We start from the raw sequence: 15,686 nt of genomic DNA on the forward strand, positions 1-15,686 counted from the left end.
AGTATTTTGCCAAGGTGAATGTTACGCGCGGGCTTGGGAAAGCGCCTCCAGATAGGTGGCCGACCACCAGCCGACATCCTGTTCAACCACCCCGCGCAGCAAGGCCGCGTGGCGTTCGCGGCGTTCGTCCAGCGGCATGGTGATGGCTTGCTGCATGGCCTGGGCCAGTTCGCCGGGGTCATGCGGGTTGATGATCAGGGCATCCGTCATCGCCTCGGCCGCGCCGGCAAAGCGCGACAGGATTAGGACGCCCGGATCGGCGGGATCCTGGGCGGCGACATATTCCTTTGCCACCAGGTTCATCCCGTCGGCCAAGGGCGTCACCAGGCCGATCCGCGACTGGCGATAAAGGCCCGCAAGCTCGTTCCGGGGAATCGGGCGGTGGATGAAGCGGATCGGCGTCCAGTTGACGGTGGCGAACTGGCCGTTGACGCGGCCCGCCAGATGTTCCGTTTCCTCGCGGATCTGCTGATAGGCATCGACGGATTCCCGCGTCGGCGGCGCGATCTGTAGCAGCATCACCTTTTCTGTCAGCGAAGGGTCGTTTTCCAGCAGGTACTGGAACGCCCGGAACCTTTGCGGGATACCCTTGGAATAATCCAGCCGGTCCACCCCGATCATCGACAGCGACCCGGTCAAGGTGCGCATCCGGTCCTGCTCTCGGGCGGCCTGCGCTTCGGTGATGAAGGCCTTGGCGTCGATGCCGATGGGAAAGACGCCGGTGCGGATGCTGCGGCCCGCAATGCGGAATTCATTGTCCGACACCTGCTCGAACTCGGTCAGCGCCCGGGCACTTGCCGCCAGATGGTCCAGGTCGCGCTGCGCCTGAAAGCCTGCCAGGTCATAATGGGCCAGCCATTCGAACACTTCGTCCGGGTTGGGAAGGGTCGCGCAGTCGGTGGGCCCCGGAAAGGGGATGTGCAGGAAATGGCCGATCAGCCCCGTGAACCCTTGCTTGCGCAATTCCTGGGCCAAAGGAAACAGTTGGTAATCCTGCACCCAAATCCGGTCGTCGGACCGCAGATGCGGGACCAGCAGCCGGGCAATGCGTTCGTTCACGCGGCGATAGCCTTCCAGATATTCCGGCAGGATCCGCATCAGATCCGCACGCCCGTGGCAGACCGGCCACAAGACGGAATTGGAATAGCCCAGGTAGTATTCGTCGTGATCCTGCGGTGTCAGGTCAAAGGAGGCGCGCCCAAAAGGCGCGCCTTCGTGAAAGGTCAGGTCGTCGGAAGGCTCGTCTACTGTCTCGCCCGAGAAGCCGACCCACAGCCCGCCCGATGTGCGCAGTGCATCTTCCAGGGCCACCACAAGCCCGCCGGACGGATTGTCCCCCAGCGGAATGCGGTTCGATACGGCAACCAGACGCGGCATCAGCGCAGCCCTTTCAAGGCATCGTCCAGCCAATGGGCCAGCGCGGTCGGATCGGGCAGCCGATGACGGGCCACCGTATCGCCCGCGCCGATCTTGATGCCCTGACCGCCAAGCGCCTGCGCGCGGGCCATCGCCACCTCATCGGTCAGATCGTCGCCCGCATAGACCGGAACGCGGCCTGCAAAGGGGGCCATGCCCATCAGCCGGTCCAGGGCGCCGTCCTTGCCGGTGCCCGCCGGTCGCAGTTCCACCGCCATCTTGGCCGGCTGCAGCATCATGCCCGAATGGGATTCGGCCAGTCGGGCCGTCACATCCTCGACCACGGGGCGCAGGGCGGGATCGGCGCGGTAATGCAACGCGACGCCATGCGGCTTGTATTCGACCAGGATCGCGGGATGGGCTGCCACCGCGTCCGCAGCCGCTTGGTGCAGCGCGGCCAGGTCCAGCTCGACCTGATGGGTGGTTTCGATCAAATGCCCCGACAGCGACAGTTCCGCCCCGTGGCTGCCCGCAATGGCACCCGGAAAGTCGGGCAGATAGCCGCGCAGGTCGGCAACGTCGCGTCCCGACACCAAGGCCACTGCGCCGCCCAGGGCGCTGTGCAGGCGTGCCAGCCGCTGGGGAAGGCCGGGCGGGATTACCACCGCGTCCGGACGGGGGGCGATGTCAACCAGACAACCATCGAAATCCAGGAACAGGGCAGTCTCAGCGGTCAAGCTGGGGACGGACAGGGCAAGCGGCTGCATCGGCGCGCATTCTCCTTTGCAACGGGTGACACGATCCAACCCCCGGCCGTGCCATAAGGTTCACCATGGCGTGAGTTTTTCCGTCGCGTCAGGGTTGCCCGCTGCCAGCCGGCAAGCCATCGTGCCCGAAATTCGGAGGATTTCATGCTGCCCCCCATCCTGTCCAGCCTGCGCATTCCCGTCGTGGCCTCGCCCATGTTCATCGTCTCGGGACCGGATCTGGTGATCGCGCAATGCAAGGCGGGCATCGTCGGCAGCTTTCCCGCGCTGAACGCGCGCGAAAAGGATGGCGAACAGCCCTTGCTGGACGCCTGGCTGACCCGCATCGCCACGGAACTGGACCGCCACAACCAAGCCAATCCCGACCATCCCGCAGCGCCCTTTGCCGTGAACCAGATCGTCCATCGCAGCAATGCCCGGCTGGAACGCGACATCGAGATTTGCCATCGCCACAAGGTGCCGATCTGGATCACGTCCCTGGGCGCGCGGGTCGAGGTGAACCAGGCCGCCCATGATTGCGGCGGGATCGCGCTGCATGACGTGATCAACAACGTGTTTGCCAGAAAGGCCGTCGAAAAGGGCGCGGACGGGCTGATCGCGGTGGCGGCGGGTGCGGGCGGCCATGCGGGGCCGCAGTCGCCCTTTGCCCTGATCCAGGAAATCCGCGACTGGTTTGACGGACCGCTGCTGCTGTCGGGCGCCATCGCGACAGGGCGGGCGGTGCTGGCGGCCCAGGCCATGGGGGCGGATCTGGCCTATATCGGCAGCCCCTTCATCGCGACGACCGAGGCGAATGCGACCCCCGATTACAAGCAGATGATCGTGGACAGCGGCGCCATGGATATCGTCACCTCGTCGCTGTTCACGGGGGTGTCCGGGAATTACCTGGCACCATCGATCCGCGCGGCAGGAATGGATCCCGACGCCTTGGAAGGAGCCGATCCGTCGGCCATGAACTTTGGCGGCAACGCCTCCAAGGCCAAGGCTTGGAGCCAGGTCTGGGGATCGGGCCAGGGCATCGGGGCCGTGCGCGACATCGTGCCCGCCGCCACGCGCATCGACCGTCTGGCGGCCGAATATGCCGAAGCCCGCGCCGCAATCTGCGGCTGACCTTTGCGATCTGATCCCGGCGTCCCCATATGGGGACGACAAAGGACCAGCGGAGGACAAGCATGGCCTATCAGAAGACCCCCGATGCCGTGGCCCGGCTGACGCCCGAACAATACCGCGTCACCCAGGAAAACGGCACCGAGCGCGCCTTTACCGGCGAATACGACCACCATTTCGAACCCGGCCTTTATGTGGACATCGTTTCGGGCGAACCGCTGTTCGTGTCGTCCACGAAATACAATTCCGGATGCGGCTGGCCAGCCTTCACCAAGCCAATCGAGGGCAACGTGACCGAACACCGTGACGTTTCCTACGGAATGGTCCGCATCGAGGTCCGGTCGAAGCACGGCGACAGCCATCTGGGCCATGTCTTTCCAGACGGCCCACGCGAGGCCGGGGGCCTGCGGTACTGCATCAACTCCGCGTCCCTGCGGTTCGTCCCCAAGGACCGGATGGAGGCAGAGGGTTACGGACAATACCTGCCCCAGGTCGAGGAGGCAGGCCAATGACCGAACGCGCGGTTCTTGCAGGCGGCTGCTTCTGGGGGATGCAGGATCTGGTCCGGCGGCTGCCGGGCGTCATCACGACACGCGTGGGCTATACCGGCGGTGACATTCCCAACGCCACCTATCGCAACCACGGCAACCATGCCGAGGGGATCGAGATCGTCTTCGATCCCGGCATCATCACCTATCGCAAGCTGCTGGAGGTGTTCTTTCAGATCCACGATCCGACCACGCCGAACCGGCAGGGCAATGACATCGGTCCCAGCTATCGTTCGGCGATCTATTACACGGATGACGACCAAAAGCAGGTAGCCGAAGACACCATCGCGGATGTCAACGCGTCAGGCCTGTGGCCGGGCAGGGTCGTGACCGAGGTCGAGCCGGTGGGGGATTTCTGGGAAGCCGAACCCGAACACCAGGATTACCTGGAACGGTTCCCGAACGGCTATACCTGCCATTTCCCGCGCCCGAACTGGGTGCTGCCCCGCAGAAGCGCCGCCGAATAGGCGGTGCCTCAGGCCCGGCCCGCCGCAGCGGACAGCAGCGACGGGTCGATGCCCTGGGCGCGCAGGGCCGCCTGCCATTTGTCGGAATGAGCGGCGCTGAAGATCAGTTCATCGGCGCCGTCGCCCGTCAGCCAGCCGTTTTGCAGCATCTCGTCTTCAAGCTGTCCCGGACCCCACCCGGCATAGCCAAGCGCCAGCACCGCCGAATCCGGGCCTTGGCCATTTGCCAGATCCTCCAGAATGTCGCGGGTGGTGGTCATCGCCAGCGTCCGGCCGATGCGCAGCCGCCCTTCCGGGTCGTCGCCATGTTCGGGGACGTTGTGCAGCACGAAGCCGCGTCCCGGTTCCACCGGGCCGCCGAACCGCACCTCGATCCGCCGGGCCGAGGCGTCGGTAGAGATGCCAAGCTGTTCCAGAAGATCGCCAAAATCGATTTCGGGCAGCGGGCGGTTGAGGACCAGACCCATCGCACCCTCGTCGGTATGCGCGCAGATCAGAACGACCGACCGTTCAAAGCGCGGATCGGCCATGCCCGGCATGGCGATCAGGATCTTGCCGGTCAGGTTGGAATGGTCCGCGCTGCCAGAAGGGGTGCCGCCGGACTGGTTGCCGTGAATGTCGGGACTGCTCATCTGTTCTCCTTCCCTTCCAAAATCGGCTTTGGCGGGTCTTGTTGCAAGGCCTGCGCAGAATTGTGACTTCATCCGGGGCCCGCCAACCGCTACTGCTTGGGCCATGATCCGTTCTGCCTTGACCCTTTCCTGCCTGTGCCTGGCCGCATTGCCCCTGGCCGCCGAAAGCCCGGCCCCCGGCTTGACCAGCGTGCGCATCCTGCCGGGATGGACCCAGTCAGATGGAAGCCGCATCGGGGCCATCGAGTTCCGGCTGGACCCCGGCTGGAAGACCTATTGGCGCAATCCCGGCGACAGCGGGCTGCCCCCGGTCTTCGACTGGTCGAGATCGGGCAACCTGGGCGAACTGGTCCTGCACTGGCCTGCGCCCCAGGCCGTCCCGTCCGGCGAGGGCGTGGCGCTTGGCTATCACGACCGGCTGGTCCTGCCCTTTACCGCGCGTCCCGCCGATCCCGGCCAGGCCGTCGATCTGGCGGTCACCGTGGATTTCGGGCTGTGCAAGGATATCTGCGTTCCCGCCCATGTCGTTCTGAGAGGGGATGCGGCGACCGCCACCCCCGACCCCGTGATCCAGTCGGCCATGGACCGGGTGCCCCGGCCCGACCCCGGCCACCCCGCCTGCACGCTGGAACCGATCGACGACGGGATGCGCGTCACTGCCACCGTGCCCGGCCCTGTCGCCCTGGCGGCAATGGAACTGACAGATCCCGAAGTCTGGGCTTCAGGAACGGAATTGCGCACGGACGGGGGCGTCACGACGCTGACCGCCGATTTCGTCCCGCCCCAGGCCGCCCCTTTCGACCTGCCACGGAACCGGCTGGTGTTCACCTTGGTGAACGACGACGGCGCGGTCGAGATGCGGGGCTGCGCGGGCTAGTCCAGCCGCGCCGACAGCGACAACAGGTCGGCCCAGGCTTCCCGTTTGGCAGGGGGATTGCGCAACAGATAGGCCGGGTGGGTCATGGGCAGCGCGGGACGGCCGAACGCCTGGTCCCAGTGACCGCGCAGGCGCAGGATGCCGCGCCGGCCCAGGCCTGCGTCGCAGGCGATGTTGCCCATCAGCACGATCAGATCGGGCGCGGCCAGGTCGATATGGCGGCGCAGGAACGGCAGGCTGACGGCAATCTCGTCCGGGCGGGGGTCGCGGTTGCCGGGCGGACGCCAGGTCAGGACGTTGGTGATATAGATCGCCTTTTCCGCATCCGTCGCCTGGCGCGACAATCCGATGGCCCCGACCATCCGATCCAGCATCTGCCCCGCGCGACCGACAAAGGGACGGCCCTGACGGTCCTCCTCGTCTCCCGGCGCCTCGCCCAGAATCAGGACGCGGGCTGCCGGATTGCCGTCGGCAAAGCAGAAATTCCGCGCGCCTTTCTTCAGCTCGATCCCGTCAAAGCGTTCCTGCGCGGCAGCCAGGGCGTCCAGCGTGTCGCAAGCGGCCGCCAAAGCCTCGGCCTGGGACACGCGGGCCGGCAGGTCGTCATCCTCGGACGTGAGGGACAGGGCGGGCGCCAAAGGGGGGACCAAGGGGATCTGCGGCTGAACAGGCGCCGGTGGGGCCGCCAGGTCGAAGCGGTCTAGCGGGGCGTCCAGCATGGGTTCGTCCACGCCCATTTCCACCTGCCATTCCAGCAAGGCAAGCGCGGTTTCCCCGTCCAGTTCGGCCCCCTGCCAGATCACCCGGTCCACTAGTCCACCACCAGCATATAGCCGGTGCCGCGCACGGTTTGCAGGAATCGCGGTTCCTTGGGATCGGGTTCGATCTTGCGGCGCAACCGGGTGATCTGCACGTCGATGGCGCGTTCGGAATTCTCGGCCTCGTCGCCGGGGCCTCGGCCCAGGTCGTCGATCAGGTCGGCGCGGCTGACAGGTTCGCCCCGGCTGGCGGCAAGGCGCCGCAGCAGCGCCTGTTCCGTGCCGGTCAGGCGCAGGTGGCTTTCCCCTTGCCACAATTCGCCCTTGTCGATGTCGTATCGCAATGCCCCCAGGGTCAGGAATTTCGGCTGGTGCATCTCGGGCGCGGGGATGCGGCGCAGGATGGCGTTGATGCGCAGCAGCAGTTCCCGCGGCTCGAAGGGCTTGGGCAGGTAGTCGTCGGCGCCTACCTCCAGCCCGGTGATCCGGTCCTCGGTCTCGCCCCGCGCGGTCAGCAGCAGGATGGGCGTGGTCAGCCTTTCGCGCAAGCTGCGGGTCAGGGCAAATCCATCCTCGCCCGGCATCATCACGTCCAGCACGATCATGTCGAAGTCCAGCCCCGCCAGCAGCCGCCGGGCCTGCGCCGCGTCGCGCGCCAGCGTCACCAGAAACCCGTTCTTGCGCAGGAAACGCCCCAGCAGCGCACGAATGCGTTCGTCGTCGTCGACGATCAGCAGATGGGCATCAGACTGGCTCATGGCAGGCCTTTATTCGGGAAGATCCTTCATGGACTGATACTGCGCCCGCGTCTCGGGGTCCATCATCGCCTCCAACACCTGACGAAAGCCCGCCACTGCCTGCGGCCCGGCGGCACGATAGGCCTGGCGCATCCGCGCCCGCTGCGCCTCGGACAGGCGGCGTTCCAGGGCCGCGCCCTCGGCCGTCAGGTGCAGGTGGCGTTCGCGCCGGTCGCGCCGGCCCACGCGGCTTTCGACCAACCCATCCTCGATCAACGTGCGCAGGACGCGGTTCAGCGACTGTTTGGTCACCCCCAGCACCGCCAGCAGCGCGGTGACCGTCAGGCCCGGATCGCGGTGGATGAAGTGCAGCGCCCGGTGATGGGCGCGCCCGTAGTCCATTCCCGTCAGGATCAGGTCGGGATCGGCGGTAAAGGCCCGATAGGCAAAGAACATCGCCTCGATCCCGCGCCGGATCTGATCATCGGTCAGAAACAGCAGATCCTCGCCCATCAGGGTATGAACGCGAAGCGTCTCGACCATGGTCCATCCTTTCCCAATGCCGCACTGATAGGGCAGTCTTGTTGACTTTCCAAGATTCGATTGCTAGGCGTCAAGGGCTTCGCGCAACAAAAGGGCCGATCCCGGGCGGACCCGCGCAAGATCCGCAAAATCCCGGACTGATTTTGGAGAGAATAATGACGGGCGCATACGACGATCGCGACGGCAAGATCTGGATGGACGGCGAACTGGTCGATTGGCGCGACGCGAACGTACATATCCTGACCCATGCCCTGCATTATGCAAGCTCGGTCTTCGAGGGCGAACGCTGCTATGACGGCAAGATCTTCAAGGGCCACGAACATTCCCTGCGGCTGATCGAATCGGCCCGCCTGCTGGACATGGAATCGCCCTATTCAGCAGAGCAGATCGACGCCGCGAAAGAGGCCGTGCTGCAGGCCAACGGGCTGACCAACGCTTATGTCCGCGCGGTGATGTGGCGCGGGTCCGGCCCCGACATGGGCGTTTCGGCGGCGCGCAATCCGGTTCGCATGGCGGTCGCCGTCTGGGAATGGGGCAGCTATTACGGCGACGCCAAATGGCAGGGCGCCAAGCTGGACGTGGCCAAATGGAAGCGCCCGTCGCCCGAAACCATCCCCACCGCCGCGAAGGCCGCGGGCCTTTACATGATCTGCACCATGTCCAAGCACGCGGCCGAGGCAAAGGGCTGTTCGGATGCGCTGTTCATGGATTGGGAAGGCTATGTGGCCGAGGCGACCGGCGCCAACATCTTCTTCATCCGCGACGGAGAGGTCCATACCCCGCAGGCCGACCGCTTCCTGAACGGCATCACGCGCCAGACGATCATCCAGATGCTGAAGGACAACGGCACCACGGTCCACGAACGCCGCATCCGTCCCGAGGAACTGGAGGATTTCCAGGAATGCTTCCTGACCGGGACCGCTGCCGAGGTGACGCCGGTCGGTCAGATCGGCGACTGGCATTTCCAGGTCGGGCAGACGACGCGGCAGGTGGCCGAAGATTACGAGCGTCTGGTCAGGGCTTGAGGAAAAGGAAGGGGCTGCCCCGGTGGGGCGGCCCGTTTTCATGGCCGATAACAGGGGGAGTGAAGCGCATCACTTAAAATAACCAGTTCAAAAGATTAATATCATGGAAGAACCATGCCTCCATGGCATCGTGGCCAACATGGCGATCATCGATTTGGCGTTTCCATTTATAGAAAATTATAATTTTTATATTCCATGTTTTATCTGGAAAAAGTATTAATTAAATAATGTATCCCGTTTATGTGAATTGAAAACATATGTTGCTTTATTATATAACTTCCTTGCCGCGTTCTAGCGACCTAAATGGACCTTTTTGACCGCAAGAACTTCGGCAGCGTGGTCAACTGTAAACAGGAATTTACAATGGCTGGATTTCAGAAGCAATAAGCCCACATATCTTTGATCCAGCAAGCCAAGGCAACTTGGCGGATGATCGGCACCTGATCCAGGCTTGGCCTGTGGCAAACCGATCATTTGCATGCTGGCTGCCTACGTATTGTCGGACGCAAGTGTCCTTGACTGCGACATTGCGATCAAAGACCCGGCAATGGGCAACCAATAAAAGCCTTTGCAGCTTTGGAATGTCCGCAAGGCTTTTCTGAATAAGCACCATCACGCCGTCTGGCTTCGGCGTTGGCATTCCTAGTGCCATCTCATACCGCCGCCTTGGATGGACGGCCGGTGGCATAAAACCGCGTTTCCCCCCTGAACAATCGAGTGCGCGCAGCGCCTCGGATAACGGAGTTCGTCATGTCAAGATTGCTCATATGTGTCGCCACCGCATCCCTGCTTTCGATCACCGCCCAGGCAGTTTTTGCGCAAGACGCTCATGAAAGACCGGAAACTGAACCAGGAATCTCGAAGGCGGCCCAGGTCGAAGTCGAAGCTGGCCGTTTGCACAGTCCCTATGACCTTGCCAGCAGCGGCTTGTCCTCAAACGACTTGGTATCGGTTTCTAATTTCGCTTCTGCGGAACGGGTGATCGACGGTCCCAGTCGGGACGACTAGCGACAGGCGGCGTCCTGACCCAAGAAAAGGCCGCCCTTTTCCGGACGGCCCCGATTCTGGGCCTCAACCCGTCTGCCCGCGCTCGATCCGCGCGTATTCGACGACCTTGCGGTTTTCTTCGCTGCGGCTCTGCGGGCGGGATCGCAGCATTGCGATGGCGGGGTGGGTGCCCGATTCCCGTTCGTGGCGCGTAAATTCGCGCAGGCGGGCCACCCCCTTGGCCTGGGGCTGGTCAGTGATCGTCTTGGTCATTGTCGGCCTCCTTCCTTGGGTGGAAGCCTTGTATAGGACCGAATCGCCGCCGAGCCTAACCTTTATGCGGCCTTGACGCCTTGGGTAGCCAAAACAGCGTGCAGCGCCACCGGATCATCGTTGGCGCGCAGCTTGGCCCGCAGGTCTGTGTCGCGCAGGGTGCGGGACACCAAAGCAAGCGCCTTGAGGTGATCGACGCCGCTGGTTTCGGGGGCAAGCAGGCCAAAGATCAGATCGACCGGCTGGCGATCCACCGCGTCGAAATCCAGGGGCTTGTCCAGGCGCACGAACAGGCCCACGACCGCATCCAATCCATGCAGCCGCGCATGGGGCAGCGCCACACCCTGCCCCACGCCAGTTGGTCCCAAGCTTTCGCGTTCCTGCAGCGCGTCCAGAACCTCGGTCGCGTTCAGGCCGTATTCGGCATGGGCCAGGTCGGCCAATTCCTGGAACAGGCGCTTTTTCGACGTTACCTGTCCCAGCGACCGCACGGCGCCTGGTCTGAGGATTTCGGTCAACTGCATGGCTTGCGTCTTTCCCAAGGATCAAGCGCCCCCGCAAAGGCAGGGGCGCATCGGTTCAGGCGTTCCGCCGGCAGCCTCAGCTGTTGCCGCGCGGGTCGATCCAGCCCACATTGCCGTCGTCTCGGCGGTGGACCACATTGACGCCCCCGTGTTTTTCGTTGCGGAACACCAGAAGCGGCGTCCCCGACAGTTCCATCTGCATCACCGCATCGCCAACCGACAGGGTCGGGACACGGGTCTCCATCTCGGCGATGATGATCGGTTGCAGGCCACTGTCCTGCGCTTCCCACTCATCCTCGTCAGCGGCCAGCACATACGTCCCTGCCTGGCCGAATTCAACCGGCCCCGACCTGTCTTTGTGGTGATCCTTCAAACGGCGCTTGTAACGGCGAAGCTGCTTGTCCATCTTTTCGCGGCAGGCTTCGAATGCGGCATAGATCTCGGTCGCAGCGCCACGGGCGGTCACGTTCAGCCCGGTGGACAGGTGAACCACGGAATCGCACAGGAATTGGTGGGCATCTTTGGAAAATGTCACTGTGGCGTCAGTAGGACGCTGCGAATACTTGTCGATGGTTTCGCCCACTTGCGTCTTCACATGCGTGCTGAGTGCCTCGCCGATGTCGATCTGTTTTCCGCTGATGGTATAGCGCATCGTCTTTCCTCTCGGTTGCCCGTTCCCGTCTGCGCCGGCCCGTCTGCCGGCACAGGGCGGAAACGGGGGTGGCGGGATACGGTTCCTGCCGCACCCGCATGAATCAATCTGGTGACAGCGGATCGGTTCTGTCAACGGGGCGCACGTTCCCGTGAGATGATTTCGTGGGCGCCCCTTCCTCAGACCAGTTGGAAACCTTCGCCCAGATAGACTTCGCGCACCTTGGGATCGGCGACGATATCCGCGGTGCTGCCAGACATCAGCACGTGCCCGTCGTGCAGGATATAGGCGCGGTCCACGATGCCCAGCGTTTCGCGCACGTTGTGATCGGTGATCAGCACGCCAATGCCGCGCGATTTCAGGTCGTGGACCAGCCCGCGAATCTCACCCACGGCAATGGGATCGACACCCGCGAAGGGTTCGTCCAGCAGCAGGAAACTGGGGTCCGAGGCCAGGCAGCGCGCAATTTCAGCCCGCCGCCGCTCGCCCCCCGAAAGCGCCATCGCGGGCGCAGCGCGCAGATGCTCGATGGAGAAATCGCCCAGCAGTTCCTCCAGCCGGTCGCGGCGGTGGCGGGGATCCTCGTGCACGACTTCCAGAACGGCCATGATATTCTGTTCGACCGACAGCCCGCGAAAGATCGACATTTCCTGCGGCAGATAGCCGATGCCCATTCGCGCGCGGCGAAACATCGGCAGGCGCGTGGCGTCGCGCCCGTCGATCAGCACCTGTCCCGCATCGGGCGGCACCAACCCCGCGATGCAATAAAAGCAGGTGGTCTTGCCCGATCCGTTCGGACCCAGCAGGGCCACGACCTCTCCGCGTGCCAGATCGACTGACACGTCGCGGATCACCGGACGGTTGCGATAAGACTTGCGTAACCCCCGGACCCGCAGCCCGTCGCCCGTTCGCCCCGCCGCACCCCGCATCAGTTGCCGCCTGGTTGCAGGACGGACCGCACCCGGCCCTGGACCTGCGCCGTGCCCGATTCCAGGTTCACCTGCATGGTGTTGCCGGTCAGCACGTTCTGCCCCTGGGTCAGCACCACATCGCCGGTCAGCGTGACATTGCCCGATTCCACGTCATAGGTCGCGGCCTGGGCCTCGGCCGCGTCTTGGCCCGACACCAGCGTCACGTTGCCCTTGGCATCCAGCGACCGGATGCGGCTTTGCCCGCCCTCGGCATAGATCACGGTCACGCTGTCGGCGGATAGGCGCATCTCTCCCTGCCCGATCACGACATTGCCGGTGAATACCGCACTGCCGTCGGCCTGGTTGACCGACAGGTTGTCCGCCGCAACCTCGACCGGGGCAGAGATGTCGGCGCGGATGCCCCCAAAGGCGACATTCTGCGCCGCCGCGGGGGCGGCCGCAAGGATCAGGGCTGTCAGCAGGGGGCGCAGCATGGCTTGTCCTTCTGGTGGGTCAGGGCCGGTATATCAGACGGACATCGCCCGAGAAATTCAAGATCGAAGCGTCCTGACCTTCGCCCGGCGCAAGATCCATCCGCTGGGCGGTCAAGGTGCCAAAGGGGGCCTGCGCCTGCACGCCATCCCGCGCGGCAATGCGGGACCGGTCGGTCGCGGCCTCGACACTGTCCGCATCCAGCGTCCACCCCGAGGATGTCGTCATCCGCACCCCGCCGTCCAGCCGGATCGCACCATCCGACAGCCCGGCCCGGGGCGCGGTCAGGTCGGCGCGCAAGCCGTCGGGCCGGTGCCAGTCCAGCCGCAGGTCGCGGGCGCTGCCGCCGCCGTCAGAGGGCGCGGCCTCGGTCGCGCGCAGGGTCAGTTGGGCGCCGTCCGGTGTCACGCCCGCATATTCCGGGGCCACCAGGCGCGGGTCGCGGGCCATCGCCTCGGCATCCACATCGGCATAGGGGATCTGCGATTCGCCGTCGCTCCCGCGCGAAAACAGAAACAGCGTGGACAGCATCGCCAAGGCCAGCAACGGCAGCAGCACGCGCAGCCAGCGGACGGTGCGTGTCCGGTTCATGGGTCAAACGATCCCGGCGCGAAGGCAGTCGTGGATATGCAGGATCCCTTGCGGCATCCCGTCCGCCACCGCGAACAGGCAGGTGATCTTGCGGTCCTGCATCTGCGCCAGGGCGGATTCGGCCAGGGCGTCGGGCGCGATCACGCGTGGGTTCGGGGTCATGACTTCGGACGCGCGGTGGTCCAGCAGTCCCTGCATATGACGACGCAAATCGCCGTCGGTGATGATGCCGGCCAGATGCCCCGCCCCATCGGTGACGCCGGTCACGCCGTATCCCTTCTGGCTGATCACCAGCAGCGCGTCCGACATTGGCGCATCGGCGGGAACCAGGGGCATATCGCGGTGCATCAGGTCGCCCACCTTGGCAAGCCGGGCGCCCAGCTTGCCGCCGGGGTGGAAGGTGCGGAAATGTTCGGGCGTGAATTGCCTGTGTTCCATCAGGGCAACCGCTAGGGCATCGCCAAGCGCCAAGGTCATGGTGGTCGAGGTGGTAGGCACGATGCCGCTGCCGCACGCCTCGGGCGCGGCGGGCAGCACCAGGGCCACGTCCGCCTGCCGCAGCAGCGTCGATTCGGCGCGCGAGGCGACGCCGATCAGCGGAATCTTGAACCGGCGGGTATGGGCGATCAGGTCGGCCAGTTCCGGTGTCTCGCCGCTGTTGGACAGAACCAGGGCCACATCGGCCCGCGTGACCATGCCCAGGTCGCCATGGCTTGCCTCGGCCGGATGAACGAATTGCGCGGGCGTTCCGGTAGAGGCAAACGTCGCCGCGATCTTGCGCCCGACATGACCCGACTTGCCCATGCCGGACACGATGACGCGGCCCTGCGCGCCCAGGATCAGATCGACGGCGCGGGCGAAATCGCCGTTAAGCCCCTCGGCCAGGACGGCCAGTCCCTGCGCCTCGGTCAGGATCACCCGCCGCGCCGTGTCCAGATAATCCGTCAACCTGCCTGCTTTCATCTTGGTGCAAATATCCTCGGGCACTCCGGGGTCGAAGCGCCCCGGCCTTGCCGCACTTAATGCCGGAAGATGTCGTTTTCATCCCCCCAGCCCAACAGATCCAGATGGGCGCGGGCGGGCAGGAAATCGAAGCAGGCCTGCGCCAGGCCCATGCGGTTTTCCCGCCGCAGCCGTTCTTCCAACGCTTCCTTCAGCTTGTGCAGGTGCAAGACATCCGATGCGGCATATTCCAGTTGCGCGTCCGTCAGGTCGGGGGCGCCCCAGTCGCTGGTCTGCTGCTGCTTGCTGACATCGACATTCACCAATTCGCTGAGCAAGTATTTCAGCCCGTGCCGGTCGGTAAAGGTCCGCACCAGCTTTGAGGCGATCTTGGTGCACCAGACCGGCGCGGTCACCACGCCAAAGGCGTTTTCCAAGGCGGCAATGTCGAAACGCCCGAAATGGAACAGCTTCAGGACCTTCGGATCGGTCAGCATCCGGCACAGGTTCGGCGCCTCGGTCTGACCGCGTTCGATCTGGACCAGATGCGCATCGCCGTCGCCCAGGGAAAGCTGCACCAGGCACAGCCGGTCGCGCCGGGGATCCAGGCCCATGGCTTCCGTGTCGATGGCGACGACCGGGCCAAGGGTCAGGTCGTCGGGAAGATCGTTCGGGTAAAGATGTATGCTCATCGCGTCGTCCATCCGGGGCCAGGCTGTGATGGCGCCTCTCTCACCAGAAAGCGGCGCGGCATTCCAGTCTTATTCGCCCGGATGGGCGATGAACCGGCAAGGCAGCCGGGGACGCCGCCCCCGGCCACCCTTTCATCAGGATGACTGGGCCGCCTGCACGGCCTTCATGCAGGCATCCTCGTCGCCCGCTGCAAGCGCGTCGCGTGCGGCCTGGATATGCGCGTCACGGGTCGAGGCATCACCAGCGGCGCCGGTCGCCTGTTCGGCGGCAGTGGGCTGGCCTTCCTGCTGTGCCTGGGCGTCGGCGCCCGACATGGCAACACCGGCCTGCTGACCGGAGGCGTCTTCCAGCGGCACATGGGATCCGTCCTTGGCGATCCCCTCGCTGCCCGACGCTGCGGCAGTGTCCGTTGAGGCAGTGCCTGTCGCAGAGGTGCCCGTCGCAGCAGTATCAGTCGCGGCGGTGCCCGAAGCAGCGGTGTCCGTCGCCATTGTGCCTGTTGCGGCAGTATCCGTCGCGGCGGTGCCGCTGGCCGGGGTGTCCGTCGGTGCTGCGCTGTTCATGCCCGCTGCTTCCGCCGTGTCTGCGGCATCGGCGGCTGCACCATCCGTTCCTGCAGCCGCATCGGACGCGCCTTCCAGCGGCGCAAGCGATCCATCCTTGGCGATCCCTTCGGATGCCGATGCGCCTTCGGTCAGGCTTGCCAGCTCGGCGGCGCAATCGGCCTGTGCGGCAACGGTCGTCATCGCCAGCAAGGCAGCGCCGACAACCCCTGTGTAAATGGGCTTCATCTGTTTCTCCCGG

The 15,686-nt window shown here is 64.8% G+C and carries 20 protein-coding genes; 5 read left to right on the forward strand and 15 right to left on the reverse strand.

What is annotated here, in order from left to right; translation table 11 throughout:
* Window positions 1-21: 21 nt before the first annotated feature.
* The gene (locus LZ585_RS13120; RefSeq protein WP_234853978.1) at window positions 22-1,377 is read right to left on the reverse strand and encodes an alpha,alpha-trehalose-phosphate synthase (UDP-forming); all 1,356 of its coding nucleotides are present in this window, start codon (window positions 1,375-1,377) and stop codon (window positions 22-24) included.
* Entirely contained in the window at window positions 1,377-2,123 is a 747-nt protein-coding gene (gene otsB / locus LZ585_RS13125; protein WP_234853979.1) for a trehalose-phosphatase, read from the reverse strand. Before otsB ends, LZ585_RS13120 begins: the two co-directional genes overlap by 1 nt.
* Window positions 2,124-2,267: 144 nt before the next feature.
* On the opposite strand from otsB, the gene LZ585_RS13130 reads away from it, so the two are divergent.
* The 3 genes from LZ585_RS13130 (at window position 2,268) to msrA (ending at window position 4,245) form a co-directional block, all read left to right on the forward strand.
* A complete protein-coding gene (locus LZ585_RS13130; protein WP_234853980.1) occupies window positions 2,268-3,233 on the forward strand; it encodes an NAD(P)H-dependent flavin oxidoreductase in 966 nt (321 codons plus the stop codon).
* A gap of 62 nt (window positions 3,234-3,295) precedes the next feature.
* Window positions 3,296-3,742, forward strand: a complete 447-nt coding sequence (gene msrB / locus LZ585_RS13135) for a peptide-methionine (R)-S-oxide reductase MsrB (RefSeq protein WP_234853981.1) — start codon at window positions 3,296-3,298, stop codon at window positions 3,740-3,742.
* Window positions 3,739-4,245, forward strand: coding sequence for a peptide-methionine (S)-S-oxide reductase MsrA (msrA, locus tag LZ585_RS13140; protein ID WP_234853982.1), 507 nt, complete (start codon window positions 3,739-3,741; stop codon window positions 4,243-4,245). The genes msrB and msrA overlap by 4 nt, the downstream gene beginning before the upstream one ends.
* A gap of 8 nt (window positions 4,246-4,253) precedes the next feature.
* On the opposite strand, the gene LZ585_RS13145 is transcribed toward msrA, so the two are convergent.
* Entirely contained in the window at window positions 4,254-4,784 is a 531-nt protein-coding gene (locus LZ585_RS13145; RefSeq protein ID WP_234855837.1) for a YqgE/AlgH family protein, read from the reverse strand.
* Window positions 4,785-4,980: 196 nt separating this feature from the next.
* On the opposite strand from LZ585_RS13145, the gene LZ585_RS13150 reads away from it, so the two are divergent.
* Window positions 4,981-5,754 carry a protein-disulfide reductase DsbD domain-containing protein gene (locus LZ585_RS13150; protein ID WP_234853983.1) on the forward strand — a complete coding sequence of 258 codons (774 nt, stop codon included), beginning with the start codon at window positions 4,981-4,983 and terminating at the stop codon, window positions 5,752-5,754.
* Here the strand turns inward: LZ585_RS13150 and LZ585_RS13155 are convergent.
* From LZ585_RS13155 to LZ585_RS13165, 3 genes are all read right to left on the reverse strand, one after another.
* Window positions 5,751-6,491, reverse strand: a complete 741-nt coding sequence (locus tag LZ585_RS13155) for a uracil-DNA glycosylase (RefSeq protein WP_234855838.1) — start codon at window positions 6,489-6,491, stop codon at window positions 5,751-5,753. The genes LZ585_RS13150 and LZ585_RS13155 overlap by 4 nt on opposite strands.
* A 74-nt stretch (window positions 6,492-6,565) precedes the next feature.
* Window positions 6,566-7,270 carry a response regulator gene (locus LZ585_RS13160; protein ID WP_234853984.1) on the reverse strand — a complete coding sequence of 235 codons (705 nt, stop codon included), beginning with the start codon at window positions 7,268-7,270 and terminating at the stop codon, window positions 6,566-6,568.
* 9 nt (window positions 7,271-7,279) lie between these two features.
* Complete coding sequence (locus LZ585_RS13165) at window positions 7,280-7,792, reverse strand: MarR family winged helix-turn-helix transcriptional regulator (protein WP_234853985.1); 513 nt, start codon at window positions 7,790-7,792, stop codon at window positions 7,280-7,282.
* Between the two features lie 155 nt (window positions 7,793-7,947).
* Here LZ585_RS13165 and LZ585_RS13170 point away from each other — a divergent pair, with 155 nt between their 5' ends.
* Window positions 7,948-8,817 (forward strand): branched-chain amino acid aminotransferase, encoded by an 870-nt coding sequence (locus tag LZ585_RS13170; protein ID WP_234853986.1) that lies wholly within the window; start codon window positions 7,948-7,950, stop codon window positions 8,815-8,817.
* A gap of 1,071 nt (window positions 8,818-9,888) precedes the next feature.
* Here LZ585_RS13170 and LZ585_RS13175 read toward each other — a convergent pair.
* The 9 genes from LZ585_RS13175 to LZ585_RS13215 all read right to left on the reverse strand — a co-directional run bounded on the left by LZ585_RS13175 (window position 9,889) and on the right by LZ585_RS13215 (window position 15,673).
* Window positions 9,889-10,077 (reverse strand): hypothetical protein, encoded by a 189-nt coding sequence (locus tag LZ585_RS13175; protein ID WP_234853987.1) that lies wholly within the window; start codon window positions 10,075-10,077, stop codon window positions 9,889-9,891.
* 62 nt (window positions 10,078-10,139) lie between these two features.
* Window positions 10,140-10,601, reverse strand: coding sequence for a PTS sugar transporter subunit IIA (locus LZ585_RS13180; RefSeq protein WP_234853988.1), 462 nt, complete (start codon window positions 10,599-10,601; stop codon window positions 10,140-10,142).
* Window positions 10,602-10,677: 76 nt separating this feature from the next.
* Window positions 10,678-11,253, reverse strand: coding sequence for a ribosome hibernation-promoting factor, HPF/YfiA family (gene hpf / locus LZ585_RS13185; protein WP_234853989.1), 576 nt, complete (start codon window positions 11,251-11,253; stop codon window positions 10,678-10,680).
* 179 nt (window positions 11,254-11,432) lie between these two features.
* On the reverse strand, window positions 11,433-12,182 hold the full coding sequence (gene lptB, locus LZ585_RS13190; protein WP_234853990.1) for an LPS export ABC transporter ATP-binding protein: 750 nt from the start codon (window positions 12,180-12,182) through the stop codon (window positions 11,433-11,435).
* Entirely contained in the window at window positions 12,182-12,658 is a 477-nt protein-coding gene (gene lptA / locus LZ585_RS13195; RefSeq protein WP_234853991.1) for a lipopolysaccharide transport periplasmic protein LptA, read from the reverse strand. Before lptA ends, lptB begins: the two co-directional genes overlap by 1 nt.
* Window positions 12,659-12,677: 19 nt before the next feature.
* Window positions 12,678-13,247: a hypothetical protein gene (locus LZ585_RS13200; protein WP_234853992.1), complete on the reverse strand. Its 570-nt coding sequence runs from the start codon at window positions 13,245-13,247 to the stop codon at window positions 12,678-12,680.
* Window positions 13,248-13,250: 3 nt separating this feature from the next.
* Window positions 13,251-14,210: a KpsF/GutQ family sugar-phosphate isomerase gene (locus LZ585_RS13205; protein WP_234853993.1), complete on the reverse strand. Its 960-nt coding sequence runs from the start codon at window positions 14,208-14,210 to the stop codon at window positions 13,251-13,253.
* Between the two features lie 56 nt (window positions 14,211-14,266).
* Window positions 14,267-14,881: a ribonuclease D gene (locus tag LZ585_RS13210; RefSeq protein WP_234853994.1), complete on the reverse strand. Its 615-nt coding sequence runs from the start codon at window positions 14,879-14,881 to the stop codon at window positions 14,267-14,269.
* A gap of 135 nt (window positions 14,882-15,016) precedes the next feature.
* On the reverse strand, window positions 15,017-15,673 hold the full coding sequence (locus tag LZ585_RS13215; RefSeq protein WP_234853995.1) for a hypothetical protein: 657 nt from the start codon (window positions 15,671-15,673) through the stop codon (window positions 15,017-15,019).
* Window positions 15,674-15,686: the final 13 nt, after the last annotated feature.

It is taken from the genome of Paracoccus everestensis, from assembly GCF_021491915.1.
Classification (GTDB): domain Bacteria; phylum Pseudomonadota; class Alphaproteobacteria; order Rhodobacterales; family Rhodobacteraceae; genus Paracoccus; species Paracoccus everestensis.